General features: G+C 73.7%; 24 protein-coding genes and 1 pseudogene. 13 read left to right on the plus strand and 12 right to left on the minus strand.

Going from position 1 to position 26,894, the window contains the following annotated elements; all coding sequences use genetic code 11:
• Window positions 1–64 precede the first annotated feature (64 nt).
• The 3 genes and pseudogenes from NDAS_RS05240 to NDAS_RS29175 form a co-directional block, all read left to right on the plus strand.
• Entirely contained in the window at window positions 65–1,210 is a 1,146-nt protein-coding gene (locus NDAS_RS05240) for an L-talarate/galactarate dehydratase (RefSeq protein ID WP_013152100.1), read from the plus strand.
• Between the two features lie 126 nt (window positions 1,211–1,336).
• A complete protein-coding gene (locus NDAS_RS05245) occupies window positions 1,337–1,987 on the plus strand; it encodes a flavin reductase family protein (RefSeq protein ID WP_013152101.1) in 651 nt (216 codons plus the stop codon).
• A gap of 136 nt (window positions 1,988–2,123) precedes the next feature.
• A pseudogene (locus NDAS_RS29175) lies at window positions 2,124–2,375 on the plus strand (TetR/AcrR family transcriptional regulator); the annotation flags it as partial.
• Between the two features lie 171 nt (window positions 2,376–2,546).
• Here NDAS_RS29175 and NDAS_RS05255 read toward each other — a convergent pair.
• The gene (locus NDAS_RS05255; protein WP_232051748.1) at window positions 2,547–2,816 is read right to left on the minus strand and encodes a hypothetical protein; all 270 of its coding nucleotides are present in this window, start codon (window positions 2,814–2,816) and stop codon (window positions 2,547–2,549) included.
• Window positions 2,817–3,130: 314 nt separating this feature from the next.
• Between NDAS_RS05255 and NDAS_RS05260 the strand changes: the two genes are divergently transcribed.
• On the plus strand, window positions 3,131–5,098 hold the full coding sequence (locus NDAS_RS05260; RefSeq protein WP_013152103.1) for a M3 family metallopeptidase: 1,968 nt from the start codon (window positions 3,131–3,133) through the stop codon (window positions 5,096–5,098).
• Window positions 5,099–5,262: 164 nt separating this feature from the next.
• On the opposite strand, the gene gcvH is transcribed toward NDAS_RS05260, so the two are convergent.
• The gene (gene gcvH / locus NDAS_RS05265) at window positions 5,263–5,658 is read right to left on the minus strand and encodes a glycine cleavage system protein GcvH (RefSeq protein WP_013152104.1); all 396 of its coding nucleotides are present in this window, start codon (window positions 5,656–5,658) and stop codon (window positions 5,263–5,265) included.
• Between the two features lie 292 nt (window positions 5,659–5,950).
• Here gcvH and NDAS_RS05270 point away from each other — a divergent pair, with 292 nt between their 5' ends.
• From NDAS_RS05270 to NDAS_RS05280, 3 genes are all read left to right on the plus strand, one after another.
• Complete coding sequence (locus tag NDAS_RS05270) at window positions 5,951–6,718, plus strand: enoyl-CoA hydratase/isomerase family protein (protein WP_013152105.1); 768 nt, start codon at window positions 5,951–5,953, stop codon at window positions 6,716–6,718.
• Between the two features lie 79 nt (window positions 6,719–6,797).
• The gene (locus NDAS_RS05275; RefSeq protein WP_013152106.1) at window positions 6,798–7,382 is read left to right on the plus strand and encodes an immunity 21 family protein; all 585 of its coding nucleotides are present in this window, start codon (window positions 6,798–6,800) and stop codon (window positions 7,380–7,382) included.
• A 137-nt stretch (window positions 7,383–7,519) separates the two neighbouring features.
• Entirely contained in the window at window positions 7,520–9,223 is a 1,704-nt protein-coding gene (locus tag NDAS_RS05280) for a RelA/SpoT family protein (RefSeq protein ID WP_013152107.1), read from the plus strand.
• A 236-nt stretch (window positions 9,224–9,459) separates the two neighbouring features.
• On the opposite strand, the gene NDAS_RS05285 is transcribed toward NDAS_RS05280, so the two are convergent.
• Window positions 9,460–10,581 carry an NADH:flavin oxidoreductase/NADH oxidase gene (locus NDAS_RS05285; protein ID WP_041552410.1) on the minus strand — a complete coding sequence of 374 codons (1,122 nt, stop codon included), beginning with the start codon at window positions 10,579–10,581 and terminating at the stop codon, window positions 9,460–9,462.
• 188 nt (window positions 10,582–10,769) lie between these two features.
• Here NDAS_RS05285 and NDAS_RS05290 point away from each other — a divergent pair, with 188 nt between their 5' ends.
• Window positions 10,770–11,207 carry an ArsR/SmtB family transcription factor gene (locus NDAS_RS05290; RefSeq protein ID WP_013152109.1) on the plus strand — a complete coding sequence of 146 codons (438 nt, stop codon included), beginning with the start codon at window positions 10,770–10,772 and terminating at the stop codon, window positions 11,205–11,207.
• 184 nt (window positions 11,208–11,391) lie between these two features.
• Here the strand turns inward: NDAS_RS05290 and NDAS_RS05295 are convergent, their stop codons facing one another.
• Entirely contained in the window at window positions 11,392–12,399 is a 1,008-nt protein-coding gene (locus tag NDAS_RS05295; RefSeq protein ID WP_013152110.1) for an NAD(P)/FAD-dependent oxidoreductase, read from the minus strand.
• Window positions 12,400–12,552: 153 nt separating this feature from the next.
• Between NDAS_RS05295 and NDAS_RS05300 the strand changes: the two genes are divergently transcribed.
• The gene (locus tag NDAS_RS05300; RefSeq protein WP_013152111.1) at window positions 12,553–13,494 is read left to right on the plus strand and encodes a hypothetical protein; all 942 of its coding nucleotides are present in this window, start codon (window positions 12,553–12,555) and stop codon (window positions 13,492–13,494) included.
• On the opposite strand, the gene NDAS_RS05305 is transcribed toward NDAS_RS05300, so the two are convergent.
• Window positions 13,387–14,805 (minus strand): DUF418 domain-containing protein, encoded by a 1,419-nt coding sequence (locus NDAS_RS05305; protein WP_013152112.1) that lies wholly within the window; start codon window positions 14,803–14,805, stop codon window positions 13,387–13,389. The two genes, NDAS_RS05300 and NDAS_RS05305, sit on opposite strands and share 108 nt — an antisense overlap.
• A gap of 245 nt (window positions 14,806–15,050) precedes the next feature.
• Between NDAS_RS05305 and NDAS_RS05310 the strand changes: the two genes are divergently transcribed.
• Complete coding sequence (locus NDAS_RS05310; RefSeq protein WP_013152113.1) at window positions 15,051–15,242, plus strand: DUF2795 domain-containing protein; 192 nt, start codon at window positions 15,051–15,053, stop codon at window positions 15,240–15,242.
• A gap of 138 nt (window positions 15,243–15,380) precedes the next feature.
• Here NDAS_RS05310 and NDAS_RS05315 read toward each other — a convergent pair whose 3' ends face one another.
• Window positions 15,381–16,136, minus strand: a complete 756-nt coding sequence (locus NDAS_RS05315; protein ID WP_013152114.1) for a ZIP family metal transporter — start codon at window positions 16,134–16,136, stop codon at window positions 15,381–15,383.
• A gap of 223 nt (window positions 16,137–16,359) precedes the next feature.
• On the opposite strand from NDAS_RS05315, the gene NDAS_RS05320 reads away from it, so the two are divergent.
• Complete coding sequence (locus NDAS_RS05320) at window positions 16,360–17,850, plus strand: MFS transporter (protein WP_013152115.1); 1,491 nt, start codon at window positions 16,360–16,362, stop codon at window positions 17,848–17,850.
• Window positions 17,851–17,864: 14 nt separating this feature from the next.
• The gene (locus NDAS_RS05325; protein WP_013152116.1) at window positions 17,865–18,503 is read left to right on the plus strand and encodes a TetR/AcrR family transcriptional regulator; all 639 of its coding nucleotides are present in this window, start codon (window positions 17,865–17,867) and stop codon (window positions 18,501–18,503) included.
• A gap of 68 nt (window positions 18,504–18,571) precedes the next feature.
• Here the strand turns inward: NDAS_RS05325 and NDAS_RS05330 are convergent, their stop codons facing one another.
• On the minus strand, window positions 18,572–19,561 hold the full coding sequence (locus NDAS_RS05330) for an ArsR/SmtB family transcription factor (RefSeq protein ID WP_013152117.1): 990 nt from the start codon (window positions 19,559–19,561) through the stop codon (window positions 18,572–18,574).
• Window positions 19,562–19,797: 236 nt separating this feature from the next.
• Between NDAS_RS05330 and NDAS_RS05335 the strand changes: the two genes are divergently transcribed.
• A complete protein-coding gene (locus NDAS_RS05335; protein WP_013152118.1) occupies window positions 19,798–20,151 on the plus strand; it encodes a cupin domain-containing protein in 354 nt (117 codons plus the stop codon).
• A 126-nt stretch (window positions 20,152–20,277) separates the two neighbouring features.
• On the opposite strand, the gene NDAS_RS05340 is transcribed toward NDAS_RS05335, so the two are convergent.
• From NDAS_RS05340 to NDAS_RS05360, 5 genes are all read right to left on the minus strand, one after another.
• Window positions 20,278–20,817, minus strand: a complete 540-nt coding sequence (locus tag NDAS_RS05340) for a hypothetical protein (RefSeq protein WP_013152119.1) — start codon at window positions 20,815–20,817, stop codon at window positions 20,278–20,280.
• Between the two features lie 182 nt (window positions 20,818–20,999).
• Window positions 21,000–22,841, minus strand: a complete 1,842-nt coding sequence (locus NDAS_RS05345; RefSeq protein WP_013152120.1) for an IucA/IucC family protein — start codon at window positions 22,839–22,841, stop codon at window positions 21,000–21,002.
• Window positions 22,838–23,467, minus strand: coding sequence for a GNAT family N-acetyltransferase (locus tag NDAS_RS05350; protein WP_013152121.1), 630 nt, complete (start codon window positions 23,465–23,467; stop codon window positions 22,838–22,840). The genes NDAS_RS05345 and NDAS_RS05350 overlap by 4 nt, the downstream gene beginning before the upstream one ends.
• Window positions 23,464–24,972, minus strand: coding sequence for a lysine N(6)-hydroxylase/L-ornithine N(5)-oxygenase family protein (locus NDAS_RS05355; protein WP_013152122.1), 1,509 nt, complete (start codon window positions 24,970–24,972; stop codon window positions 23,464–23,466). Before NDAS_RS05355 ends, NDAS_RS05350 begins: the two co-directional genes overlap by 4 nt.
• A complete protein-coding gene (locus NDAS_RS05360; RefSeq protein WP_013152123.1) occupies window positions 24,969–26,624 on the minus strand; it encodes a pyridoxal phosphate-dependent decarboxylase family protein in 1,656 nt (551 codons plus the stop codon). Before NDAS_RS05360 ends, NDAS_RS05355 begins: the two co-directional genes overlap by 4 nt.
• Window positions 26,625–26,894: the final 270 nt, after the last annotated feature.

Below are 26,894 nucleotides of genomic sequence, written 5' to 3' on the forward strand. Positions count from 1 at the left end.
CACGCCCGCACACTCACATGCACACGCCCGCACACGCGCACACGAGCACGAGAAAAGGACGTCCATGACCCCGCACGCCGGAGCGGCCACGCAGGACCGCATCACCAGCGTCACGATCTCCTCGGTCACCCTTCCCCTGAACACGCCCATCAGCGACGCCAAGGTCCTCACCGGGCGCCAGCGGCCGATGACCGAGGTCGCGATGCTCTTCGCCGAGATCACCACCGAGGCCGGTCACGAGGGCGTCGGGTTCGGCTACTCCAAGCGTGCGGGCGGCCCGGGGCAGTTCGCCCACGCCCGGGAGGTGGCCTCCGTCCTGCTGGGGGAGGACCCCAGCGACACGGGCAAGATCTGGGACAAGCTCGTCTGGGCGGGCGCCTCGGTGGGCCGCAGCGGGCTGGCCACCCAGGCGATCGCGCCCTTCGACATCGCCCTGTGGGACCTCAAGGCCAAGCGGGCGGGCCTGCCGCTGGCCAAGCTCCTCGGCAGCTACCGCGACTCGGTGCGCTGCTACAACACCTCGGGCGGCTTCCTCCACGCCCCCGTCGAGGAGGTCATGGAGAGGTCGGCCGCGGCGGTGGCCGACGGCATCGGCGGTATCAAGCTCAAGGTCGGCCACCCCGACAGCGCCACGGACCTGGCCCGGGTCGCGGCGGTGCGCGAACACCTGGGCGACGGCGTGCCGCTGATGGTGGACGCCAACCAGCAGTGGTCGCGGGCCGACGCCCAGCGCATGTGCCGGGCCTTCGAGGAGTTCGGGCTGGTCTGGATCGAGGAGCCGCTGGACGCCTACGACTTCGAGGGCCACGGGCGCCTGGCCGCGACCTTCGACACCTCCATCGCCACCGGGGAGATGCTCACCAGCGTCGCCGAGCACGCCGAGCTGATCCGCCACGGGGGCGCGGACATCATCCAGCCCGACGCGCCCCGGATCGGCGGCATCACGCAGTTCCTCCAGGTCATGGCGATGGCCGACCGGCGCCACCTCCAGCTGGCCCCGCACTTCGCGATGGAGGTCCACATCCACCTGGCCGCCGCCTACCGGCACGAGCCGTGGGTGGAGCACTTCGAGTGGCTCGACCCCCTCTTCAACGAGCACCTGGAGATCTCGGGCGGGCGCATGCACCTCTCCGACCGGCCCGGCCTGGGGGTGACCCTGAGCGACCAGGCGCGCGCGTGGACGGTCGACACCCACCGCGTCAAGGCCTGACCGCAGCGGTGTCCGGGCCGGGGCGAGCCCCGCCCCGGACACCGGTCCGCGGGTGCCGGTCCGATGGTGTGAGGGCCGGGAACAGTTCGACCGCCGCCGAAGTGTCGGCCTCCTAGAGTCCCGGTCATGACCACCGACCAGCGAACGGCCCCGGGGCACGCCGCCGCGCCCCTCTCCCACCGCACCATCCGACCGCGCATCCTCTACTTCGGCACCCCCGTGGTGCTGCTCTCCACCGTCAACGAGGACGGCACCCCCAACCTCGCCCCGATCTCCTCGGCCTGGGCCCTGGGGTACCTGCTGGTGCTGGGTCTGGGGGCCACCGGGCAGACCGCGCGCAACCTGGCGGCGCGCCCCGAACTCGTGGCCAGCTTCCCCGCCGCCGAGAACTGGGCCAGCGTCGAGCGGCTGGCCCCGCTCACCGGGCGCTCGCCCGTGCCCCCGGGCAAGCCGCCGGGCTGCCGCTTCGAGGCAGACAAGTTCGCCGCCGCGGGCCTGACCCCGCAGGAGTCGCAGCGGGTCGCGCCGCCCCGCGTGGCCGAGTGCCCTTTGCAGCTGGAGGCCCGGGCGGTGCGCGTGGACGCCGACGCCTCGGGCGACTTCACCGTGGTCCAGGCCGAGGTGCTGCGGGTGCACGCGGACGAGCGCCTGGTGGTGCCCGGCACCGACCACGTCGATCCCGCGCGCTGGAACCCGATGATCTACAACTTCCGCCACTACTTCGGGCTGGGGCGCCAGTACGGGCACTCCCACCGCTCCGAGACGCCCGGCTCCTGACGGCCACGAACATGTCGGCGCCCCGTCCCGCCCCTTCGGCAACGAGGAACGGCTCTTCGACGCGGTCTTCCTCGCCTCGCTGGAGCGCGTCACCAACGTCGCCCCCATCGACGCCGACGACCTGGCCGACTGGGCCGTGCGCCTCTACGACGAGTACCTCGCCCGCCCCGACCTCATCCGCCTCGCCGCCTGGGCCCGTCTGGAGCGGTGTCCGGAAGGACACCTCGTCGCGGAGCACGAGCGCCACGACGACCACAAGCTCCGCGCCATCGCCGAGGCCCAGGCCGCCGGGCGGGTCAGGCGGGGCGACCCCCTCGACGTGATGGCCGTGGTCATCGCCATGTCGATGGCCTGGTCGCCGGTGAGCAACGTCTACGCCGCCACCGCGACGGAGCCCCCGGACGTGCACGACCGGCGGCGGGCCCTGCTGCGGGACTGCGTCCGCCGCGCCGTCGCCCGGAACAGGCGGCGACCGAGGGAACGTGAGCCGGGGCCGACCGCCCACGGCGTGGTTCCCCGCCCCGCCCCGCACCCGGTTCGGCTCTCCGCCCCCGCGCCACTACCCCCGCAGGTCCCCGAGGCCGCGGCCGACACGGACGCAGGCCAGGGCGCCCGCCACCGCCCCGACCGCGGTCAGGACCAGGGCGGCGCGGACCGCGCCCGCGGTGTCCCCGGCGACGGCGGCCCCGAACAGGGCCATCGCCCAGTAGCCGGGGGAGAACGGGGCTGCGGCCTGCGCCCAGGCGGGCATCATGGAGAGCGGTGCGAGGGCCCCGCCGAGGGCGCTCACGGCCAGGGCGCCGACGGCGCAGACGGCGGCAGCCACCACTCGCCTGCCCACTCCCCGACCGCGCACGCCGCCAGGGCCTCGTCCACCCCGGGCCGGTCGCCCGGCTTCTTGGCCAGGCAGGCTGCCAGGAGGTTCCGCAGTCGGTCGGGGACGGCCGACCGCGACCGGCGACGCTCCCGGGCGTGCGGGTGACACGGGGCGGGGAGCAAGGTAGAACAGCACGAGCGCCCCGAGCACCGGAGCCCGCCCGGCCGAGAACCCTGACGCCGCGGAGTCCGGCGCGTGTTCCACAGCTCCGCCGCGCACCACCGCGGGGGAGCGGGGCCGGTAACGACGAACGAGGAGCACGATCCTTGACCGACAACCCGTTCCTGTCCCCGAGCGAGCTTCCCTACCGGCTCCCCGACTTCGCGGCCATCCGCGAGGAGCACTTCCTGCCCGCGTTCGACAAGGGCGTGGCCGAGCACCTCGCCGAGGTGGACGCGATCGTCCGCGACCCGCGGCCCCCGACCTTCGACAACACCATCGCGGCACTGGAGCGCTCCGGCGCGCTCCTGGCCAGGGTGGAGACCGTCCTGCACACCCTGGCCGGTTCCGACGCCACCGACGGCATCGAGGAGATCGAGCGGGAGATCGCCCCGAGGGCCGCACAGCACCGGGACGCCATCTCGCTGAACCGGGACCTGTGGGAGCGCGTGCGGCAGGTCACCGCCTCCGACCCGCAGGAGGCCTGGCTGCTGGAGCGGTACCGCCTCGACTTCGTCAAGGCGGGCGCCGACCTGGACGACGACCAGCAGGCCCGGCTGCGCGAGCTCAACACCGAACTCGCCGGACTGAGCACCGAGTTCTCCCGCAACGTGGTCCGGGCCACCCGCGAGGCCTCCCTCGTCACCGGCGACGTCTCCGACCTCGACGGCCTGGACGAGGCGCACATCAGCGCGATCGAGCGGGACGGGGAGTACGTCCTGCCCCTGCTCAACACCACCGTGCAGCCCGCGCTGGCCCAGCTCACCAACCGCGCCACCCGTGAGCGGCTCTACACCCTGAGCGCCGAGCGCGCCCCCGAGAACCTCGACATCGCCGCGCGCATGGCCGTCCTGCGCGCCGAGCGGGCCGCGCTGCTCGGCTACCCCGACCACGCGGCCTACACGGTCGCGGACCAGACCGCCAAGACCGTCGACGCGGTCGAGGAGCGGCTCGGCCAGCTCGTCGGACCCGCCCGGCGCAACGTCGAGAAGGAGGCCCGGGCCCTGGCCGAGCACGCCGGGCACGACATCGAGCCCTGGGACTGGCCCTTCTACGCCGAGCAGGTGCGCAGGGAGCGCTACGACTTCGACGACAGCGTCCTGCGCCCCTACTTCGAACTCGGCAGGGTGGTCCGGGACGGCGTCTTCCACGCCGCGACGCTGCTGTACGGGATCACCTTCGCCGAGCGGCCCGACCTGCGCGGCTACCACGAGGACGTGCGGGTGTGGGAGGTGTTCGACCGGGACGGCTCGCCCCTGGGGCTGTTCCTGCTGGACCCCTACGCCAGACCGACCAAGCGCGGCGGCGCGTGGATGCACAACCTGGTCGACCAGTCCTTCCTGCTGGACGAGCGGCCGGTGGTGGTGAACAACCTCAACATCACCAAGCCTGCCTCGGGCCCCACCCTGCTCACCTTCGACGAGGTCGAGACGGCCTTCCACGAGTTCGGCCACGCCCTGCACGGGCTGCTGTCGGCCGTGCGGTTCCCGCGCGTGCAGGGCACGAGCGTGCCGCGCGACTTCGTGGAGTTCCCCTCCCAGGTGAACGAGATGTGGGCGACCTGGCCGGAGGTCCTGTCCCACTACGCCCGCCACCACGAGACCGGTGAGCCGGTGCCCGCCGAACTCGTGGAGCGCCTGACGGCCGCCCGCCAGTTCAACCAGGGCTTCGCGACCTTCGAGTACCTGGCCGCGGCGCTCCTGGACTGGTCGTGGCACCGCCTGGCCCCGGGCGAGGCCGTGGAGGACCCGGCCTCCTTCGAGGCGCGCGCCCTGGAGGCGGCGGGGGCCCTGCACCCCCTGGTCCGTCCGCGCTACCGGTCGGCGTACTTCATGCACGTGTTCGCCAACGGCTACAGCGCGGGCTACTACTCCTACGTGTGGAGCGAGGTCCTGGACGCCGAGAGCGTGGAGTGGTTCACCGAGAACGGCGGCCTCACCCGGGAGGGCGGGGACCGCTTCCGGGAGAGGGTGCTGTCCGTGGGCGGCGGTGTGGACCCCATGGAGGCGGTCCGCGACTTCCTGGGCCGTGAGCCCCGGATGGAGCCCCTGCTGGTCCGCCGCGGGCTGGTCTGACCCGGGGCCGGGCGCACCGGGAGGCGGTGCGCCCGGCCCCTGCGGTCCGTGTCCCGCGGGCCCGGCCGCCGACCGCGCGGCCGGGCCCCGGCAGGGGCGGGCCGCCGACCGGCGGGGCCTTCGACGGGCCCGCGGAGGAGAGGATGCGGGCCCGCCGACGAGCCCTACTCCTCGGCCTCCTCCCGGAGCAGCTCCGCGTAGGCCTCGGCGTCGAGCAGCCCGTCCACCGCCCCCGGGTCCGAGGGCCGGGCCCGGTAGAGCCAGCAGTCGTAGGGGTCGTCGTTGACCTGCTCGGGTTCCTCCGCGAGTTCGGTGTTGACCTCGACCACCTCGCATCCGAACGGCGCGTAGAACTCCGACACGGCCTTGACCGACTCCACCGTGCCCACCGCCTCCTCGGCGTCGAAGCTGTCCCCGGCTCCGGGCAGCTCCAGGAAGACCACGTCGCCCAGTTGCCGCTGGGCGAAGTCGGTCAGTCCGACGGAGACCGTGCCGCCGGGCTCCCGGCGGACCCATTCGTGGGTCGTGGTGTAGAGCAGGTCGCCCGGAATGCTGGCCATGGCAGAACCCTTCGTGTCTTCGCGTCTTCGAAGCGCGATCGCCGCTGCTGGGCGACCGGCAAGGCCAGTGTGCTGGACCGGCGGGCGCGTGTGGGCGCCTTTGGCGCAACCGGGGGAGGGGAGTCGGCCGTCGGCTTCGGCCGCACGCCGCGCGCGTGGTGCGGGTGAATCCCAGTGCCCGGTTCGTCCGTTTCGCGTCGCACGCGCGTTCGGGAGGGGGCGGTCGCCCGCGGTTGTCCTACTCGGCGGTAACATCGTGGCCGGTCACACCGAACGCACGGGAAGGCGTCCGATGAGCGAGGAACTGTCCGTCCGCCTCGACGGCCATGTCGCCGTCCTGGAGATCCACCGACCGCCCAACAACCACTTCGACCACGCCCTCCTCAAGGAGCTGGCGGACACCGCCGAGGAACTGGTCGCCACCGGGGACCGCCGCGCCCTCGTGGTGTGCTCGGAGGGCAAGAACTTCTGCGCCGGGGTGGACTTCGCGGCGGGCGGGGTCGGTGACACCCCGGTCCGGACCCTCAGCGCCATCTACGGTGAGGCGCTGCGCCTGTTCGCCCTGCCGGTGCCCGTGGTCGCCGCCGTCCAGGGCGCGGCGGTGGGCGGCGGCCTGGGCCTGGCCTGCGCGGCGGACTTCCGGGTGGCCGCGCCCTCCACCCGCTTCCACGCCAACTTCGGTCTCCTGGGCCTGCACCAGGGCTTCGGGCTGAGCGTGTCCCTGCCCGCGATCGTCGGCCGCCAGAAGGCCGCCGACATGTTCTACACCGCCCGCCGGGTCACCGGCACCGAGGCCCACGCCATCGGCCTGGCCGACCTGCTGGTGGACGAGGCCGCCCTGCGGTCGGCGGCCGTGGACCACGCCCACCGTATCGCCGCCTCCGCCCCGCTGACCGTGCGCTCGATGAAGGCCACGCTCCGCGCCGACCTGCTCGCCGCGCTGCCCGCCGCCCTGGACCGGGAGATCGTCGAGCAGAACAAGCAGCTCGGCACCAAGGACCACGAGGCCGGGGTCAGCGCCTCCCTGGCCCGGGTCAGGCCCTCCTTCACCGGCGAGTAGCCGCGGCGGCCACGCGGACACGGCAGGGGCACCGACGACCGTGGCTGGACTGTCGCTGGCCGGGGACACACTCGGTGCCATGAGTTCTCGGATCGGAGCCAACGAGCCCCGTAGCTCCCTTACGTGGATCGAGTCCATGGGCGGCCCGCTGCTCGCCATCCCCGTCTCCCTGCTGCCCGCGTGGGAGGGCTGTACCGAGACGGGGATGATCTGGGGGGAGACGGACACCCCTGACGACTACGACCGGGCCTGCACCGTGGACGGCCTGGCCGGGGTGATCGCCGTGGGAGACGGCGACGGGCGGGCACTGGTCCTGGGGGACGGCCCCGACCCCGGCTGTTACCTGCCTGAGCACCGTGCTTTCCTGCGCTGGATCGCCGCCGACTCCGAGGCCGACCTGAGAGCCGCGGCCGAGGCGGTCCTGGCCGATTCCGCCGTGGAATGGGAGGAGTGCGGTGTCTGGGTGACGGACGGCCCCGTCGTCCTCATGGACTCCGTCACTCCGGGGTCCTCTCCAGACACCGTCCACCCCGGAGAAGGGTCGCCCGAGCGTGCTCCTGTCCCGCTGCCCGCCGGTCGGTGGAGAGTGAGCGCCGCCCACGCCCGGACCGACGAGGGGACTCAGGTCAGCCTGGTGCGGCTCCTGCCTGCCGGGGACCTTTGAGGCCGGGCCCGGTCACGGGCCCGCGGCCGGTGGTGCGTGCGGCGTCTGGGAGCGCGGACTCCGGATTCCCGGTCCCACGGCGGCCGCCGGTCACTACACTGTTCGGACTCGGATCAGTGTGCGGACAGGGGGTCGCGATGGGCGCACCCGATGTGACGGCGTCCACCCAGTGGTGGCAGGGGCTCAACGCGGCCAAGGCCACCTCCACCCCCGCCGACCGGGTCCGGGCCCTGGTCAGGGAACACCAGCGCTGGTACCCCAGGGCCGACGTGGCGCTGCTGAGCCGGGCCTACGCCGTGGCCGAGCACCTGCACAAGGAGCAGAAGCGCAAGAGCGGCGAGCCGTTCATCATCCACCCGGTCGCCGTGGCCACCATCCTCGCCGAGATGGGCCTGGACACCGCGACGCTGGTCGCCGCCCTCCTGCACGACACGGTGGAGGACACCCCGTTCAGCCTGGCCCACCTCGCGGCGGAGTTCGGCACCGAGGTCGGGGTCATGGTGGACGGCGTCACCAAGGTGGACCGGTCCATGTACGGCAGCGCGGCGGCGGGGGAGACCTTCCGCAAGATGGTGGTGGCCGCCCGCGACGACCTGCGCGTGCTGCTGATCAAGCTCGCCGACCGGCTCCACAACCTGCGCACCCTCCAGTTCCAGCCCCCGCACAAGCGCGTCAAGATCGCCCAGGGCACCCGGGAGCTCCTCATCCCCCTCGCGGAGCGGCTGGGGGTGTACCGGCTCAAGCGCGACCTGGAGGACCTGTGCTTCGAGTACCTGGAGGGTGAGGACTTCGAACGGGTCAGCACGCGGGTGGCCCGGGTCCGCGAGGGCTGCGCCCACGAGATCGACGCGCTGCGCGTCTCCCTGCGCGACGGCCTGGCCTCCTTCCGCGTCAAGGCGCGGGTGGAGGTGCGCTCCCGCCACCCGTACTCGGTGTTCACCTCCGGAACCGGCCTGACCGGCGACCCCGACCCGCTGGACACCGTCCGGTACGTGGTCGTCGTCAAGGGCGACGAGCGCAACGCCTACCTGGCCCTGGGGGCGGTCCACGGCAGGTGGAAGCCCTACCCGGCCAAGTTCCGCGACTTCATCGCCACCCCCCGGTACAACCTGTACCGGGCGCTGCACACCACCGTCCTCACCGAGTCCGGCCGCCGCGTGCAGATCATCATCTGCGACTCCCACGCCCAGCAGGTCTCCGAGTACGGCATCATCGCCGACATCCGCCAGGCCACCGGCAGGGACGGCCGCCTGACCACCGAGCGCACCACCGACCCGGAGTGGCTGACCCGGCTGCTCGGGTGGCAGGAGCAGGCCTCGGCCGAGGAACTCCTGGAGGGCGTGCGCACCGACCTCGCCGACAGCATCACCGTGCTCACCGGGCAGGGCCAGGTCCTCACCCTCCCCGAGGGCGCCACACCGGTCGACGTGGCCTACGCGCTCGGCGCCGACACCGGCGACCGCTACTCGGCGGCGGCCATCGACGGCCGCCTGGTCAGCCCCGCGACCCGGGTCCGCGAAGGGGAGACGGTGCACATCATCACCAAGTCCGTGCCCGCCCCCGACCGCGGGTGGCTGGACTCGGTCAGGACCGGCAGGGCGCGGGTCGCGATCGCCGCCTGGCACCGCACGCGCGCCCACGAGCAGGCGGAGCACACCGGCCGGGAGCGGATGATCGCCCTGGTGGGGGCGGACCGGCTCATCGAGGCCGAGTCGTCGGGGGCGATGACCGGGGTGGCGCGCCGTTCGGGGTACCCGTCCCTGGAGGAGCTGTACGTGGCCCTGGGCTACGAGCAGGTCAGCTCCGAGGACGTGGCCGCCCTCCTTCCGGCGTCGGCCTGAGTACGGCCGTCCTGATGGCGGTCGGGCCGGGACGGCGCTCCGGGCGTCCCGGGGGTCCCGGGACGCCCGGAGCGGTTACGGCTGACGCGTTCGTGGGCGGGAGCGCAGGGGAAGTCCGCTCCCGGCACCGGTCACGCCGGAGCCCGCGCGGGGCCTTCGGCGCTTCCGACGGGTTCCTCCTGTGCGGCGGACCCGGAGCCGTGTGGTCCGGGCCGCGCGGCCCGGACCCGCCCGGTTCAGGCCCCGCTGGCGACGCGCGGGCGGCCGACCGCGTAGCCGTACTGCTCGGGCCAGTGCGAGTCGGCGCCCAGCTCCTCCGCGGCGCGGTGGGCCCAGTAGGGCTCGCGCAGCAGCTGCCGTCCCAGGAACACCGCGTCGGCGCGGCCCGAGGCGACGATCTCCTCGGCCTGGGCGGGTTCGGTGATCGCTCCGACCGCGCCGGTGGGCAGGCCGGTGGCACCGCGGACCCGCTCGGCGAAGGGCACCTGGTAGTTCGGGCCCACGGGGATGAGGGCGTCGGCGACCAGGCCTCCGGTGGACACGTCGAGGAGGTCCACGCCCCGGGCCTGGAGCTCCTTGGCGAGCAGGACGGTGTCCTCGCCGGTCCAGCCCTCGCGCTCGTCGGCCTCGTTCTCCGTCAGCCAGTCGGTGGCCGAGGTGCGGAAGAACACGGGCAGGTGCTCGGGCCACACCTCGCGCACGGCCTCGACGACCTCCAGCGCGAAGCGCATCCGGTTCTCGGGGCTGCCGCCGTACTCGTCGGTGCGGTGGTTGGTGGCGGGCGACAGGAAGGAGTGCAGCAGGTAACCGTGCGCGCCGTGCACCTCGGCCACCTGGAACCCGGCGGCCAGCGCCCGCTCGGCCGAAGCCGCGAAGTCTCGGACCAGCTGCCGGATCCCGTCGGCGGTCAGCTCGACCGGCGCGGGGTAGCCGGGGAAGGCCTCAGTGCCGGGACCCACCGTCGGCCAGCCGCCCTCGGACTCGGGGACGTACTGTCCGCCCAGCCAGGGCTTGTCCGTCGAGGCCTTGCGCCCGGCGTGCGCGAGCTGGATGGCCGGTACCGCGCCGTGGGCGCTGATCGCGGAGGTCACGCGTTTGAAGGCCTCCTGCTGGCGGCTGTTCCACAGGCCGAGGTCCCAGGGGCTGATCCGCCCGTCGGGCCGCACGCCGGTGGCCTCGACCATGACCAGACCGGCCCCGCCCGCGGCCCGGTCGGCCAGGTGCGCGAGGTGGAAGTCGGTCGGGGCGCCGGCGTCGGGCCCTTCGGAGGCGGCCGAGTACATGCACATCGGGGACATCCACACGCGGTTGGGGATCTCCAGCGACCTCAGCTTCAAGGGGGTGAACAGCGTGCTCAAGGGGTGTCCTTCCGTCTGCGGCAAGTGGTCGGTGTCCATCGGGGAGCGGGTCCGGCGCACGGAGGCCGAACTCTAATACGATGGATGTCGTACTACGGTAAGCAACGTACTACGAGGATTGTCAAACTACGACCGTCCTCGTACTTTGTGGTGGAAGTCGCACGGCGCACGGCAGCGGAGGTCATGGCATGCCCGGCAGGGAACGAAGGGTCCGAAGCGGTCGGCAACTGGAACACCCGCCCGCCGAGGAGATCCGGGTGGAGACGGTCATGCACGCCCTGGCCGACCCCGTGCGCCTGCGCATCGTGCGCGAACTGGCCCGGGGCCACGACGACATGGCCTGCATCGCCTTCGAACTGCCGGTGAGCAAGTCCACCTCCACCCACCACTTCCGCGTGCTGCGCGAGGCGGGGGTCATCCGCCAGTACTACGAGGGCACCTCGCGCATGAGCTGTCTGCGTACGGAGGACCTCGGTGCGCGCATGCCCGGACTCCTGGAGGCGGTCCTGCGGGCCGCGCACATCGCCGAGGGCGACGCCGCCGGTGGGTCCGCCGCCAGCGATTCCGCCGGGGGAAGCCCTGACGGGGCCGCCGCCGGGGTGAGCCCCTCCGGCCCGGCTTCCTGAGCGGAAGGGGCAGGGCGGGCGGCCACGGTCGGCGGGCCACGGGCCCGCCCGGCTGATCCCTCCTTCGAAGCAGTGGCGCCGTCTCCTGGGCAGCGGTGCCGTGAGCGTGTTCCGGCCGGGTGAGGGCCCCGCCCTCCGGGGGCGCCGGAGGACGGTCCGGCGCCCCCGGTCGGGCGGGGAGGGTTCAGTCCGCGACGCGCCCCCGCGCCTCCGTGGTGCCGAGGGCGGCGCGCGCCGCCGCGGCCGCCCCCGCGTCGGCGGCGATCAGATCCGCGTTGAGCGCTGCCCCCGCCTGCGTCCCCGACGCCGCCGCGACCGGGACGTTCGCCGTCACGTCGGCGACGTTGCCCGCGGCCCACACCCCCTCGACGCCGGTGAACCCGCCCGCCTCCACGGCCAGCTGCGCGCCCATCCCGGTCGGGTGCTCCGTCAACGCCAGTCCCAGGTCGGAGAGGAAGTCCGCGCGGGCGGTGAACCGCGGTGCCACCGCCAGCGTGTCCACCGCGATCTCCTTGCCGGAGGCCAGACGCACGCCCGCCAGCCGGTCCCGGTCGTCGACCTCCAGGCCGCGGACCCCGCCCTCGACCACGCCGACGCCCAGCGCGGCCAGCTGCTCCCACTGCTCGTCGCCCAGGTCCACGCCGTTGTGCAGGAACAGCGTCACCCGCGACGACAGCTGCCGGAACATCAGCGCCTGGTGGAACGACCCCGGCCCGGTCCCCAGCACCCCGACGGCCGTGTCGCGCACCTCCCAGCCGTGGCAGTACACGCAGTGCACCACGTCCCGACCCCACAGCCGGGCGAGGCCGGGGACGTCGGGCAGCTCGTCCACCAGCCCCGTGGTCAACAGCAGCCGCCGGGCCGCCGCGCGGCCCCCGTCCTCGGTGCTCACCACCAGGTTCCCGTCCTCCCGGCGCACGCCCGCGACGCGGCCGGACACGATCCGCCCGCCGTAGGAGGCGACCTCCTCGCGCCCCAGCCGGAGCAGTTCCAGCGGCGGGATCCCGTCCCGGGACAGCAGGCCGTGCGCCCCGGCCGCCGGGGCGTTGCGCGGTTCCCCGGCGTCGACGACCAGCACCGAACGGCGGACCCGGGCCAGCGTCAGCGCGGCCGACAGTCCCGCCGCACCGCCCCCGACCACCACGACGTCCCACGCCTCACCGGATGCCGGTACCAACTCGTTCTCGCTCATACCGCCACGATGCGGCCGCGGCGCCGCGTTGCCAAAGTCCTTTGCCGAACCGGCAAAAACGGGGTGGTCCAGAGGACCGCGGGCCCCCGGGCCACGGCCGCGGACCGCCGCGCGCCGGTGGTGTTTTCCCGGGAAAAACGGCATCCTGGCGCGATGACGGATACGTGGTACCGCGGTTCGGGGCCCTACTGCTACTCCAACTGCCTGGTCATGATGCTGGGTGGGGACGCGCCCGACGCCGCGGTGGTCGAGACGGTCACCGGCAGCCCCTTCGGCGTCCAACTGGAGGACGGGCTCGCCTTCTTCGACCCGTGCGGCTGGAACCCCGGCATCGGTGTGGACGAGGCGCTGACCGCCCTGGGCTGGACGGCGCGGACCACCAGCGGCGGCGACGCCGACACCGCGTTCGGCCGTCTCATCGCGGCCCTGGACGAGGGGCCGGTCATGGTCGGCCCCGTCGAGATGGGCCACCTGCGCCACCAGCCCGGCATGACCGGGCCGATCGGGGCGGACCACTACGTCGTCGTGCTCGGCGCCGACGACACCCACGTGACGCTGCACGACCCGCAGGGCCACCCCTACGCGCGGCTGCCGCGGGCCGCCTTCGCCGCCGCCTGGCGGGCCGAGAGCGTCGCCTACGCCGAGCCGTACACCATGCGCACCGAGTTCACCCGGGTCGGACGGGTCGACGCGGCCCGGGCGGTCGGCGCGGCCGTCCCCCGGGCGGTCGACTGGCTCGGCGGAGCCAACGGCGACGCGGCACTGGCCCTCGCGGACCTGGTCGGGCGCGGCTGCGACCCTGAGCTGCGCGGCCACCTGGTCGGCTTCGCGGTCCGGGTCGGCGCCCGGCGCCTGGCGGACGCGGCGGCCTGCCTGCGCGGCGTCGGCCACGCGGACGCGGCCGCGACCCTGACCGGGCAGGCCCGCCTGGTCGGATCGTTGCAGTACCCACTCGTCACCGGCGACGACGGCGCGGCCGCCGCGGTTCTACGGGACCTGGCCCCCACCTACGGGGTCCTGCGCGACCAGCTGGCCGGGTTCCGGAACCGGGAGGGCGCGTCTACCGCCGCCCCGGGCGGGTCCGGCGGTAGATGAGCCGACGGAGCAGATACTCGGCCGGGCCGGGCCGGGGCGGCCGGCGCGCTCCAGGGCGTAGGCCGCCACGACCGTGACCAGCCACACGGCCAGCGCGAACGCCGCCATGGACGCGCTGTTGAGGTGGGCGCCCAGCCCCAGGCCCCAGGCGGCGAGCAGCGGGGAGAAGAGCAGCGAGTGGGCCATGTAACCCGACATGGAGCGCCTGCCCAGCGCCGCGACCGCGGTCACCGCCCGGCCCGCGCCGGTCCGGCCGACGCCGCCCCGTCGCGACAGTCCATGCGCGGCCAGGGCGAACAGCGCGACGTAGCCCAGCCCGCAGGCCAGCCCCGTGGCGGCCTGGACCGCGGGCAGCGGTCCCCCGTCCCCGACCGCGCCCGGGGCGGCCCCCACCAGCCCCGCGTGGACCAGCGCCGACGGCAGCCCGCCCAGCCAGCCGACCGGTATCCCCACCGCCGCCGTCCAGCCCAGCAGCCGCAGGTGGCGGTGCGGCTCCTCCAGGACGCGCCGCCGCGCCGCCCAGAAGCCCAGCAGGATCATGGCGAACCCGCCGAAGGACAGCAGGCCGCCCGCCAGGGTGACGAACGCCCAGGTGAGCAGCCGTGTGCCCGCCGCCGCCAGCGGGTCCTCCTCCTGGGCGGCGTAGGCCAGGTAGGACGGCTCGGCCCCCGCGCCGCCGACGCCCTCCAGCCCGTGCGCCGCCAGGCTCCACGCCGCCTGTGCGGCGGGAACCGCGATGAGCAGGGCGAACACCGCCGCCCCCGCCAGCAGGACCCGGTCCCCGCGCCGGATGAACAGCCACACCAGCACTAGGCTCGCCACCCCGTAGGAGCCGATGATGTCGCCCGCCATGAGCAGGGCGGCGTGCGCGAACCCGAACACGACCAGCCACAGACCGCGTCGGCGCAGCAGCGCCACGGCCGTGCGTTCGGAGGTCCCGTGCGCCCTCTGGCGCAGGAACAGCTGCATCATCCCGTAGCCGAACAGGAAGGCGAACAGGGGATAGGCGCGCAGGTCCAGGCCGACGATCATGGCGAACCGGACCGCCCGGTCCAGCCACGAGCCGTCCACCGGGTGCCAGCCGGAGGGTCCGTGCTGGGCCGCCCACAGGTGGAACGCGGTGTTGGACAGCACGATGAGCAGCAGCATCATCCCGCGCGCCAGGTCCGGGGCCAGCGCGCGCTCACCCGGCAGGACGCCGCCGCGCGGGGCGCGTCCCGCGCCGCCGGGGCCGTCGCCGTCCTGTCGCCTCCGGTACCGTGCCGCGCCCCCGGCGCCGCCGTGTTCCTCTTCGTCCGTGGATCCGCGCATACCGCGACCCTAGGAACCGGGCCCGGTCCGCGGCCTCGGCCGATCGGCCCGGTCGCGCCGCCGTTCGGCCGCTTCCCCGGTCCGGGAGACGGAGGCGGCCGGTCCCCGGACCCCGACGTCCGGCCACCACCGGCGCGACGGGCGCGGGGACGCCCCCTCTTTGCCCTCCGGTGGTATTCCCGCGCGCGCCGTCCGGGTAGCCGACGGGAGTCCGCCGCACGAGCACGCGAACCCGGGAGGAACCCATGGCCGACCTCAACCCCATCGAACTGCAGAAGGCGCTCAAGGGCGCCGACTACCCCGCCAGCCGCGACGACCTGGTGTCGCTGGCGAAGGGCAACGGTGCGGGCGACGACCTGGTCCAGAAGCTGTCCGACGCCGGTACGAGCCGGTTCGACGGCCCCGACGACGTGCAGAAGGCCCTCTTCGGCGAGTAGCGGCGCCGCCGGCCGGGGCAGCCGGGAAGCCGCCGACCCGCGCGGCTCCCCGGCACCCCCGCCGACAGCCACCGGGCCCCGTGCCCGCACCCGACGGCCTCGCCCCGCGCCCCGCGCCCCCGCCTTCGCCCCCGCCGCTCAGGCGTGGGAGAGCGCGAAGGAGACCAGGAACCCGCAGACGGTGATGACGCCGATGGCCAGGTGGGTGTCCTCGAAGGCCTCGGGGATCATCGTGTCGGCGATCATGGCCAGGATGGCCCCGGCCGCCACGGCCGTCACCGTCGCCACCACGAACGCGGGCAGCCCGCCCACCACGGCGTAGCCCACCATGGCGGAGACCATGCTGGCGGCGGCGATGGCCCCCCACACGCCGAAGACGTACCCCTTGCCGCGACCCGCCCGCCGCATCCCCGCCGAGCTGGACAGCCCCTCGGGGATGTTGCTGATGAACACCGCCGCCACGGTCACCATGCTGACCGCGCCGCCCTGGGCCAGGCCGACGCCGATGACCGCCGACTCCGGAACGCCGTCCAGCAGCGCCCCCAGCGCCAGCGCGAGGCCCGACCCGGCCTGCTGGCCCTCCGAAGGCTGCTTCCCGGGCTGGTCGGAACGCTTGCGGTGCCGCGCCCCCCGCCGGGCCAGCGCGATGTTGCCCACGGTGTAGGCGCCCGCGCCCGCGAGGGTGCCGACCACCGCCGGGACCAGCCCGGCCTCCGCGTGCGCCTCGGCGATCAGCTCGAACGAGACCGCCGACAGCAGCACCCCGGCGCCGAAGGCCATCACCGAGGCGACCACCGGGCGCGGAATCCGCAGGGCGTACCCCAGCACCGCGCCCACCAGCAGCGCAGACCCGGCCAGCAGCCCCCAGGCGCCCGCCTCCACCACTCCCGACATTCCCAGCCCCTCCCGCTACCGGCGCACAGCCGAACAGCACGCCTTCCCTCACGGGTGGTAGCAGGAAGGGGCGCCGGGTGCCGCGCGGCGCGCCCCTCAGGTCCGCGAACGCCCGCGCGCCAGGGAAGACGGCCCGTCCGCACCCGGGGACGCGGGCGCGAAACTGTACCGGACGTAAGGTAAATTTCGGCCCATGGGCTCACATCAGACGCACGCGACGGCCATGACGGCGACACGCCGGTGGCTGCTGCTGGTGACCGTGGCGGCCGGACTGCTGCTCGTCACCGTGGACAACACGATCCTGTACACTGCCCTGCCGACCCTGACCGCTCAACTGGGGGCGACGGGCGCGCAGAGCCTGTGGATCATCAACGCCTACCCGGTGGTCATGGCCGGTCTGCTGCTGGGCAGCGGCACGCTGGGCGACCGGATCGGCCACGTGCGCATGTTCGTGGTCGGGCTGGTGGTCTTCGGCCTGGCCTCGCTGGTCGCCGCGTTCTCCCCCACGGCCTGGGTCCTCATCGCCTCGCGCGCGCTGCTGGCGGTGGGCGCGGCGGCGATGATGCCCGCCACCCTGGCGCTGATCAGGATCGCCTTCCCCATCGAGCGCGAACGCAACATCGCCATCGCGGTCTGGGGCAGCGTCTCGGTGGTCGGCGGCGCGCTGGGGCCGATCGTGGGCGGGGTCCTGCTGGAGTTCTTCTGGTGGGGGTCGGTCTTCCTCCTCAACGTGCCCGTGGTCATCGCGGCGCTGGTGGCGACCGCGCTGATCGCGCCGCCCAACGTCCCCGACCCCGGCAAGCACTGGGACCTGGTCTCCTCGCTCCAGGCCATGGCCGGGCTGGTCGCCTCGGTGCTGGCGATCAAGGAGCTGGCGCACACGCCGCCGCGCTGGCCGCTCTTCGCCGCCGCCGTGGTCGTGGCCGTGGTGGCCTTCGTCCTGTTCACGCGCCGCCAGCGCCGTCTGGAGGACCCGCTGCTGGACTTCGGGGTCTTCCGCAACCCCGCCTTCACCTCCGGTGTGCTGGCCGCGGCGTTCTCGATGTTCGCCATCGGCGGCATCCAGCTCGTCACCACCCAGCGCTTCCAGCTGGTCGTGGGCTTCACGCCGCTGGAGGCCGGGCTGCTGGTGGCCGCCGTGGCGGCGGGTTCGCTGCCGACCGCGCTGCTGGGCGGGGCGTTCCTGCACCGGACCGGCCTGCTGCCCCTGATCGCGGGAGGTCTCGCCGCAGGCGTGGCGGGTGTGGTCGTCTCGCTCCTGGGCTTCCAGACGGGCATCGGCTGGCTCGTCGCGGGGCTGCTGCTGACCGGCGCCGGACTGGGTGCGGCGATGTCGGTGGCCTCCACGGCGATCATCGGCAACGCGCCCGCCAGCCGCGCCGGGATGGCCTCCTCGGTGGAGGAGGTCTCCTACGAGTTCGGCAACCTGACCGCGGTGGCCCTGATGGGCAGCCTGGTCACCTTCGTCTACGCGGCCGCCGTCCAGCTGCCGCAGGGCGCCCCGGAAGCCGCCGGGAGGAGCCTGGCCGACGCCCTGGCCTCGGCCGGGGGCGACGACGCGGTGGTCGCCGCGGCCCACGCCGCCTTCGACACCGGCTACCTGGTGGTCATGGTCGTGGTCGCGGCGGTCCTGGCGTGCGGCGCGGCCCTCACCTGGCGGCTGCTGCGCCACCATGGTCCCGGCACGTCCTCGTCGGCGTACGCGGACCACTGACACCGGGGGAGAGCATGCGCAAGAGCAACCGGACACAGATCCTGGACGCGGCCTTCCGCGTCGTCCAGCGCGACGGCGTCAGGGCCCTGACCTACGAGTCGGTGGCGGCCGAGACGGGTCTGACCAAGGGAGGGCTGCTCTACCACTTCCCCTCGCGCGAGTCCCTGCTCCAGGCCCTGCACGAACACCTGGCCCAGGGCTGGGACGACCACCTGGCGGAGGCCGCGGGGAGGAGCGCGGACCGGGCCACGCCCCGCGAGCGCCTGGCGGCCTACGCCCGCGTGGCCGCGCACAGCTCCACGCGCGCCGAGCTGCTGCTCCTGCTGGAGACCGCGAACGAACCGGCCACGCGCGCCCCCTGGGACGAGGTGATGGGGCGCTGGACGTCCGAACCGTCCGCCGGGCCGCTGACGCCGGAGGAGATGGAGCTGTTCGTGCTGCGCCTGGCGGCGGACGGCCTGTGGCTGTACGAGTCGCTGTCCAGCGGCACGCTCCCGCCCCCGCTGCGCCGGCAGGTCGCCGAGCACCTGGCCAGCGCCATCGCGCCCGGACAGGACCGGGACGCGGAGCCGGACCGGGAAGCACCGGTTCCCGGTCCGGACGCTTCGCACGCCCCGGACGCGGAACCGGAACCGGGTGCCGGGGCCCGCTGACCGGGGGTCGGGGTCTCCTGGCCGGGCGCGCGCTCCTCGCCGGGGAGCGCACGCCGGTCCGCCGTCCCTCAGGCCCCTCCGCTCACCAGGGCCTCGCCCAGCGGCGTGCGCGCGTGCATCACCCGTGTGCTCTCCCGGCGACCATCCACCAGCCCCGACCGCCGCAGGATCGACAGGTGGTGCGAGGCCGTGGAGACCGCCATCGCGCAGTCCCCGGCCACCTCCGACGTGGACCGGGGCCCGTCCAGGGCCAGCAGGACGCGGGCGCGCCCCGACCCGAGCAGTTCCTCCAGCGCCTGCGCGGCGGCCGTGCCCTCACGCGTCCACGACGCCGACAGTCCGTGCACCGGGTAGAACAGCGTCGGCTGCACGGGCGGCTCGGTGAGCACCGAGCAGCGCGGCGTGCTCATGACGGAGGGCGTGAGCACCACGCCGCTGCCCTCGCAGGCCACGTCCTCGTCGTGCCTGCGCATCCCGACCTCGATCGCGTCCCGGTGCCAGCCCACGGACTCGTGCAGCGTGCCCACCATCGCGGCCACGCCGCCCGCGCCCATGCGCCGCACCCGCAGGTCGATGTCCGCGCCCAGCAGACGCCGGATCTGCGGCCAGTGCGGGGCCAGTGCGGCTTCCCAGACCGCCGTCCAGGCGTCCGAGACCAGCGCGCGGGTGCGCTCGGGGTGGGCGAACATGTCCGCCACCAGGGTGTGGCGGCGCCCCCGCGAGCGCGCGAGCACCTTGGTCAGGTCGGCCCGGACGGCTTCGGGCGGCACGCGCCGCAGGCGCTCGACTTCCTCCTCGGGGGTCATGTCCCAGGACGGGGCGGCCGTGAGGAAGTCGGGGAAGTAACCCTCGTGGCCGATCACCGTGGCCAGGTACTCGAACGACCGCCTCGGCAGCGACCCCCGCACCGCGCGCAGCCAGCCCCACTGGAGCGGGTGGCTTGAGGGGTCGAGCAGGACCCGGACCGCGTGGCACAGTTCGTGGCCCGGTGAGACGCCGAACCGGATCGCCGAGACGTCGGCCGCCCCGATCCGGAAGCGGACCCTGTTTCGACGCACATCGAAAGTGTAGAGCGCGGCGTGCCCGCCCGGCCATGGTGGAGCCACACCGAGACGGGCACAGTGAAGGGACACCGCGATGAGGTCCGCACCGCTCCACCACCATGAACCCGCCGCTCCGGGCGGCGGGGCCGAGGCGTCCGACCGGTACGCCTTCGACGGCCCCCCGACGGCCCCCCGACGGCCCGCTGGTCCGTCGACGTCCGCCCCGTGACCGGGTTCGAGGAGTGAGCACCATGGAGAGCACGACACACGACCGGGTGGTCCCCGCCGACGAACTCCGGATGGGCGGCTCGCGCACGCTGCGCTTCGAGGGCCGCCCCCACGGCTCGGGGATCTCGTTCTTCCTCGTGGACAACGACCCCGGGCAGGGGCCCGGCTTGCACCGCCACCCCTACACCGAGACGTGGACCGTCCTGGAGGGCGAGGCCGCGTTCGCCGTCGGCGACCGCCGGTTGGCCGCCGGGGCGGGCGACACCCTGGTCGTCCAGCCCGGGGTGTGGCACGGCTTCACCAACACCGGCACGGGACGGCTGCGCGTGATGTGCGTACACGCCTCCGACACCATGATCCAGGAGTGGAAGGACTGACTCCGGCCGGACAGCATGCGCCGCCGGGCCCGGGGCCCGGCAGCATATCCGGCATAAACGGACAAAAGTGAATCTACGCCGTAAAGGAGCTGCGTTCCAGGCGGAACCAGTGAACTGACGACGAGATCACGAGGCCAGGTAGCGGCCCGCCCACCGTGCGAACGGCTCGCCGTGGCGGTCCCGCGCGCCCTCCAGCACGGCGGAGACCTCGGCGTCCGTGGGCAGGCCGCGTCCGAAGTGCTCCTGGAGCCAGGCGCGGTACCGGGCGCGCCGGGGCCCGTCCTCGTCCTGGGGCTCCCCGCGCAGGTAGGGCGGGTAGCCGTGGTCGACGCCGATCTCGGAGTCCGCACCCAGGAGCAGGACCAGCCCGCGGGGGTTCTCGGACACCACCGCCACGGCACCCTCGTCGCCGAGGACGACGACGGGCAGGTCGGCGGGGTCCTCGCGGTCGTCGTGGCGCCACAGGGCGTAGACGGAGCCGGAGCCGTTGGCCAGGGCGAAGGGGATGAGGCGGGACCGGAACGCCGGGTCCTCCGGCCAGCCGGCCAGCTGTTCCGGGTCGTCGTAGTCGAGCGTCTCGAAGCCGTCCGCGACGAAGTCACCGGCGGCCCGCTCCTCCAGTGCCCTGAGCAGGTTCAGTTCCGGTACGGGCGAGTAGGGGTCCACGGTTCCTCCTGGGCGGTGCGGTGCGCGGGCCCGAGGAACGTACCGCGCCACCACGACACCCGGGCGGCCCGGCGGGCGCCCGGGGGAGGGGCGTGCGGCCCTCCCCCCGGATCGGACGCGGCGTGTGCGGGCCCCGTCGGACCGCTGAGCCTATGGGAGCGGAACCCCCAGTCCCGCCGCGCCTACCGGGGCGCGGGACGGAACCCGGCGATGGGGTTCTCCAGCGTGCCGACCAGTTGCAGGCCCGCGGACGGGTCCTCCAGATCGACCATCTGGCGGTTGTTGCGCAGTTGCAGCCGGTTCAGGCACGAGAGCGCGAAGCGTTCCGCGAACAGGTCGTCGCGCGCGAAACGGTCGGCCAGGTGGGGCGCCGACGCCTGGTAGTCGGCGACGCAGGCGGCCACGGTGCGCCAGAAGTCGGTCTCGGACAGGACGCCCTCACCGGCGAGGATGCCGTTGAGGAAGCGCAGGAAGCAGTCGAAGACGTCGGTGAACAGCGACAGCACCCGCATGTCGTCGGGCACCGCGCCCTGGACCCGCTCGACCCCGGGGGGCAGTTCGGCGTCGTCGTTCATCACCGCGATCTCCTCGGCGATGTCCTTGAGCAGGACCCGCTGGGGCACCCCGTCGCGCAGGACGAGGATGACGTTCTCCCCGTGCGGCATGAACACCAGGTCGTGGGCGTAGAAGCAGTGCAGCAGGGGGACGAGGTAGGCGTCGAGGTAGCGGCGCAGCCACTCCGCGGGCTCCAGGCCCGACTCGGCGATGAGCTCCGCGGCGAGGGACCTCCCCCGGGCGTCGGTGTGCAGCAGCGAGGCCATCGTGGCCAGGCGCTCGCCGGACCGCAGCCGTGTCACCGGGCTCTCGCGCCACAGCGCGGCGGTCATCTTCAGGTAGGGCGACTTCTCCGTCGAGGCCTGCGCGTAGTGCGTGGTGCGGTAGCCCACCGCGGCCAGCTCGCGCAGGATCTCCACGCGCGTGGCGCGCAGGACGGGGTCGTCGGCCACGACCGAGGCGACCCAGTCGTTGATGGCCGGGGTGGCCTCCATGTACTTGGCGGACAGCCCGCGCAGGAAGCCCATGTTCAGCACCGACAGGGCGGTCTTGACGTAGTGGCGTTCGGGGGCCGAGGTGTTGAAGAAGGTCCGGATGGACTGCTGGGCGCGGTACTCGTCGGGGCCGTGGCCCAGGCACACCAGGTCGCGGCGGGCGACGTCGGCGGCGAAGGTGACCGCCAGCCGGTTCCACCACTGCCAGGGGTGGACCGGGATCAGGTGGTAGTCGGCGGGGTCCAGGCCCATGTCGGTCAGCCGCGCGTCGAAGACGGCCAGGGTCTGGGCGCCGAGTTCACCGCGCAGCAGTTCCTCGCGGTCCAGGTCGGCGGAGCAGCTGAAGACCGTGCGCTCGCGCCGCGCGGCGACCCACACCAGCCGCACCGGGGCGGCGGCCTCGGGGGCGTAGGCGCGGTACTCCGCGGCGTCGAAGCCCAGGCGCCCGTTGTTGGCGACGAAGCACGGGTGGCCCTCGGTCATCCCCGCCTCGATCTCCTGGAACCCGGCGCGCGCCAGCTCGGCGGCGCCGGGTCGGGCGCCCGACATGCGGTAGGTGCTGCTGGCCAGGGTGCTGGTGATCTCCTCCAGGTAGACGGGCAGGACGTCCTCGTCGAGCGTGAGCGTCTTGCGCAGGTCCAGGATCAGGTCGAGGGCGTCCAGGGGCAGGTGCGCGCCGTCGCGCCGCAGGTCGCGGCGGACGATGCTGTCGGCCTCGATCCGCCAGTGCTCCAGGGCCATGACGCGGGCCGCGAACCGGTACTCGACGCCGCCGTCGTCGCTGGTGACCGAGAAGAGGCCGTCGGGGCCGGGTTCGGGGGTGATCAGCCGTTCGTGGGCGAACTCGGCCAGGGCCTTGCGCACGAGCAGCCGGTTGGCGCGCTCCCACGTCTCGGGGGCCAGGTGGGCGACCGCGTCGCGGGGGTCGGGGAGGCGGGGCTGGCGGGCGTCGAATCCGGTGGTGGGCGTGGTCATCGGCCGATGCCTCCTGTGGTCGGGGCCGCGGCGACGGCGGCGCGGAACTGGGCGCGGGTGCAGGTGCTCAGGTGGGCCTCCTTGTCCTTGAGGGTCACGGTGGTGAGGACACGGAAGCCCATGGCGGCGTTGAGCGCGTGGACGGCGGTGTTGCGCACGTCCGGTTCGACGACGACGCGTCGGGCGACGGGGTCGGAGAGGACGAGTTCCATGACGGTGGTGATCACGGCGCGGGTGAAGCCGTGTACGGGCGTGTCGGTGGGCGCCACCAGGAAGTGCATGCCGGTGTCGCCGGGGAGCACGGGGTAGTGGTCGGCGAGTTCGCTGTGGCCGGGGTCGTAGCGCTCGACCAGGAACCGGGGGGTGCCGCGCCACTCGCCGACGTAGGCGTGTTCGTACGGGGAGGCGGCCATGGTGCGGTAGCCGTGGGCGACGTCCTCCTCGGTGGCCTCGGACATGAGCCAGAAGTGGGATTTGGGGTGGGTGAGCCAGCGGTGCAGGAGGGGGGCGTCGGCGTCGGGGTCCACGGGGCGGACGCTGAACTCGCCGAGTTCGGGGTCGGTGCGGGTGAAGACGGCCGCTGCCGCCTGGTCGGGCGTGGTCCGTGCCGGTGCCTGGTCCCTCATCGGCGCGCCGCCTTCCGTGCCGGGCCTGAGGCCGGGACGGCCGCCTCCGGCGTGCCTTCCCCGGTCGGGCCGTCGCCGCCCCGGGCGTCGGTGTGCGGTGCGCCCGGCTCGGGTGCGCCGAACTCCTGGAAGGCGATCGAGCGCTCGACGGCGTAGGGTTCGCGGCCCAGCATCGCGCGCAGGATGCAGGAGTTGCGGTAGGCGCCCATGCCCAGGTCGGGGGAGACGAAGCCGTGCGTGTGCAGTTCGGCGTTCTGCACGAAGACGGCGCCGCGGGCGAAGCGCGGTCCGCGGCCGTCGTCGGGGGAGCCGTCCGCGCCGGGCGCGTCCTGCCCGGCGGGCGGCGCGTCGCGGTCGACGCGGTAGTCGCGGCGCACCGCGAAGCGCCCGGAGTCGTCCCAGGCCAGGCGGTCGGTGATGGGTTCCAGGAAGTCCGGCATCCGGTACTGGTAGCCGGTGGCGAGGACCAGTCCCTCGGTGTCGAGGGCGAAGTCGCGTCCCTGGTCGGTGTTGCGCAGGTCCAGGGTGTACGCGCCGCTCGCCGCGTCGTGGCGGGCGCCGGTGACCTCGGTGCCGGTCATCAGGCGTACGGGCGGCCGACCCAGGCGGCTCTTGACGTAGAGCAGGTCGTAGATGGCGTTGATGAGGTCGGAGTCGATCCCCTTGTACAGGTTCTTCTGCGAGGCCACGAGCCGGTCGCGGGTGGGGGCGGGGAGCGCGTGGAAGTGGTCGGCGTACTCGGGGGAGGTCATCTCCAGGGTGAGCTTGGTGTACTCCAGCGGGAAGAAGCGCGGGGAGCGGGTGACCCAGTTGAGCTGGTAGCCGTGTTCGTCCAGGTCCTGGAGCAGGTCGTGGAAGATCTCCGCGGCGCTCTGCCCGCTGCCGACGACCGTCACGCTGCGCTTGTCGCGCAGCCGCCGCGCGGCGGGCAGGTAGCCGGAGCTGTGCACGGCGTCGCCGGGCAGGTCGCGGCAGGGTTCGGGCAGGTAGGGGGGTGTGCCGGTGCCGAGCACCAGGCGCCGTGCGCGGTGGGTGTGCCGGGCGCCGGTCGCGGTCTCGGTGCTGTGCAGCAGGTAGAGGGCCCGGTCGGGGTCGTACTCCACGGACTCCACGCGCTGGCCGAAGCGGACGGCGTCTCCCAGGCGTCGGGCGGCCCAGCGGCAGTAGTCGTCGTACTCGGCGCGCAGGGGGTAGAAGCGCTCGCGGATGTAGAAGGGGTAGAGCCTGCCGGTCTCCTTGAGGTAGTTGAGGAAGGAGAAGGGGGAGGTGGGGTCGGCGAGGGTGACCAGGTCGGACATGAAGGGGGTCTGGAGTTCGGCCTCCTCCAGGAGCATGCCGGAGTGCCAGGAGAACTCGGGTTTCTCGTCGAGGAAGAGGCCGTCCAGGCCGGGGATGGGCGCGGTCAGGCAGGCCAGGCCGAGGTTGAAGGGGCCGATGCCGACGGCGGCGAAGTCGTGGACGCGGCCGGGGTCGGCGGCCGGGGCGGGCTGGCGGCTGGTGGTCAACGGGACCTCCCGGTGGTGGTCGGCAGGGCGGAGGCCGCGTGGGCCGCGGTCGTGGTCGGGGCGGGTGGGGCCGGGCGGTCGGGGATGTCGCGTCCGTTCATGAAGTGGTCGACGTGCGCGGCGATCAGGTCCAGTACCTCGGCGACGTCCTCCCGGGTGGCCCTGGGGTTGAGCAGGGTGAGTTTGAGGTGGGGCCTGCCGTCGACGGTGGTGCGGGCCACGAAGGCGCGGCCCGAGGCCAGCAGCGCCTCGCGTGCGTAGCGGTGGGCGGCGTCGGCGGTGTCGGGGTCGGCGCCGGGTACGGCGCAGCGGAAGACCAGGGTGCTCAGGCTGGGCCGGGTGACCACGGTGAAGCGCGGGTCGGCGTCGAGCAGGGTCCAGGCGGTGGCGGCCAGGTCCAGGACGCTGTCGAAGAGGGCGCCCACGCCGTCGGCGCCCATGACGCGCAGGGTGAGCCACAGTTTGAGGGCGTCGAAGCGGCGTGTGGTCTGCAGGCTCTTGTCGACCTGGTTGGGGGAGAGCAGGGGGGTGCTGCCGTCCGAGCGGGAGTTGAGGTAGTCGGCGTGGTAGGTGACGTGGCGCAGGACGTCGCGGTCGCGGACCACGATCGCGCTGGAGCTGACCGGTTGGAAGAAGGACTTGTGGAAGTCCACGGTGACCGAGTCGGCGCGTTCGACGCCCTCCAGCAGGTGGCGGTGGCGCGAGACCAGCAGGCCGCAGCCGTAGGCGGCGTCGACGTGCATCCACACGCCGCGCTGTCGGCACAGGTCGGCGATGCGGGGCAGGGGGTCGATGCTGCCGAAGTCGGTGGTTCCGGCGGTGGCGACGACGGCTATGGGCAGGAGTCCTTCGGCGCGGCATCGGCGCAGTTGGGCGGCGAGGGCGTCGGGGCGCATGCGGCGTCTGTCGTCGCAGGCCACGGTGATGACGGATTCGTAGCCCAGTCCGAGGAGGGCGGCGGACTTGGCGACGCTGAAGTGTCCGGCCTCGGAGGTCAGGACGCGCATCCGGGGCAGGAGTTCGGCCAGGCGGGTGTCCTGGCCCTCCTGCGCCTTGGCGCGGTGGTGGGCCTCGTCGCGTGCCATGAGCAGGGCCTGGAGGTTGGACTGGCTGCCGCCGCTGGTGAAGACGCCGTCCGCGGTCTCGCCGAAGCCGACGCGCTCGCACGTCCAGTCGATGAGCCGCTGTTCGATCAGGGTGCCCCCGGCGCTCTGGTCCCAGGTGTCGAGGGAGGAGTTGACGGCGGACAGGACGGTCTCGCCGAGCAGGGCGGGCAGGACCACGGGGCAGTTGAGGTGTCCCATGTAGCGGGGGTGGTGGAAGTAGACGGCGTCGTCGAGGTAGACGCGTTCGAGTTCGTCCAGGGCCGCGGTGGGGTCGTGGAGCGGCTGGTCGAGGTCGACCTTGTCGATCTGGGGGCGCAGGTCCTCGGCGGTGGCTCCGGTGAGCGGCCGGTCGGCTCCGGCGATGCGTCGGGCGACGCGGGCCGCGGCCTCCCCGGTCAGGTCGCGGTAGCGTTCGGCGCTCCGGGCGTCGAACAGCTGTGTCCGGGGGTCGTCGGGGTCCTGGCCGGAGGGGGGTGTGGGCCTGGTGCCGAGGGCACCGGCGTTCCCGTGCAGCGGGCCCGGTGCGGACCGCGCGAGGGAGCTCATGGATCATCCTCCTGGAAACGGGCATGCCGACAGCATCCGCAAAGCGGATGTGGGCATAGGGTGAGGAACTTCGCGAACACTCTTATGTAGGTCGCCCTAACTAAGGGGAGGCTAGCCTAAGCGTTCGAGCCCGTACAGTGTGAGGAGGGTTACAGTGGCGACCATGGCGGTCGCCCGGAGTGATCGTAGGCCGCTGAGCAGGGCGAACGATCGTGACACAGGGTGATGTGGCCTTCACGAGGACTGCACATCCGACACGGCGGGCTTTTT

Source organism: Nocardiopsis dassonvillei subsp. dassonvillei DSM 43111, assembly GCF_000092985.1.
GTDB lineage: Bacteria > Actinomycetota > Actinomycetes > Streptosporangiales > Streptosporangiaceae > Nocardiopsis > Nocardiopsis dassonvillei.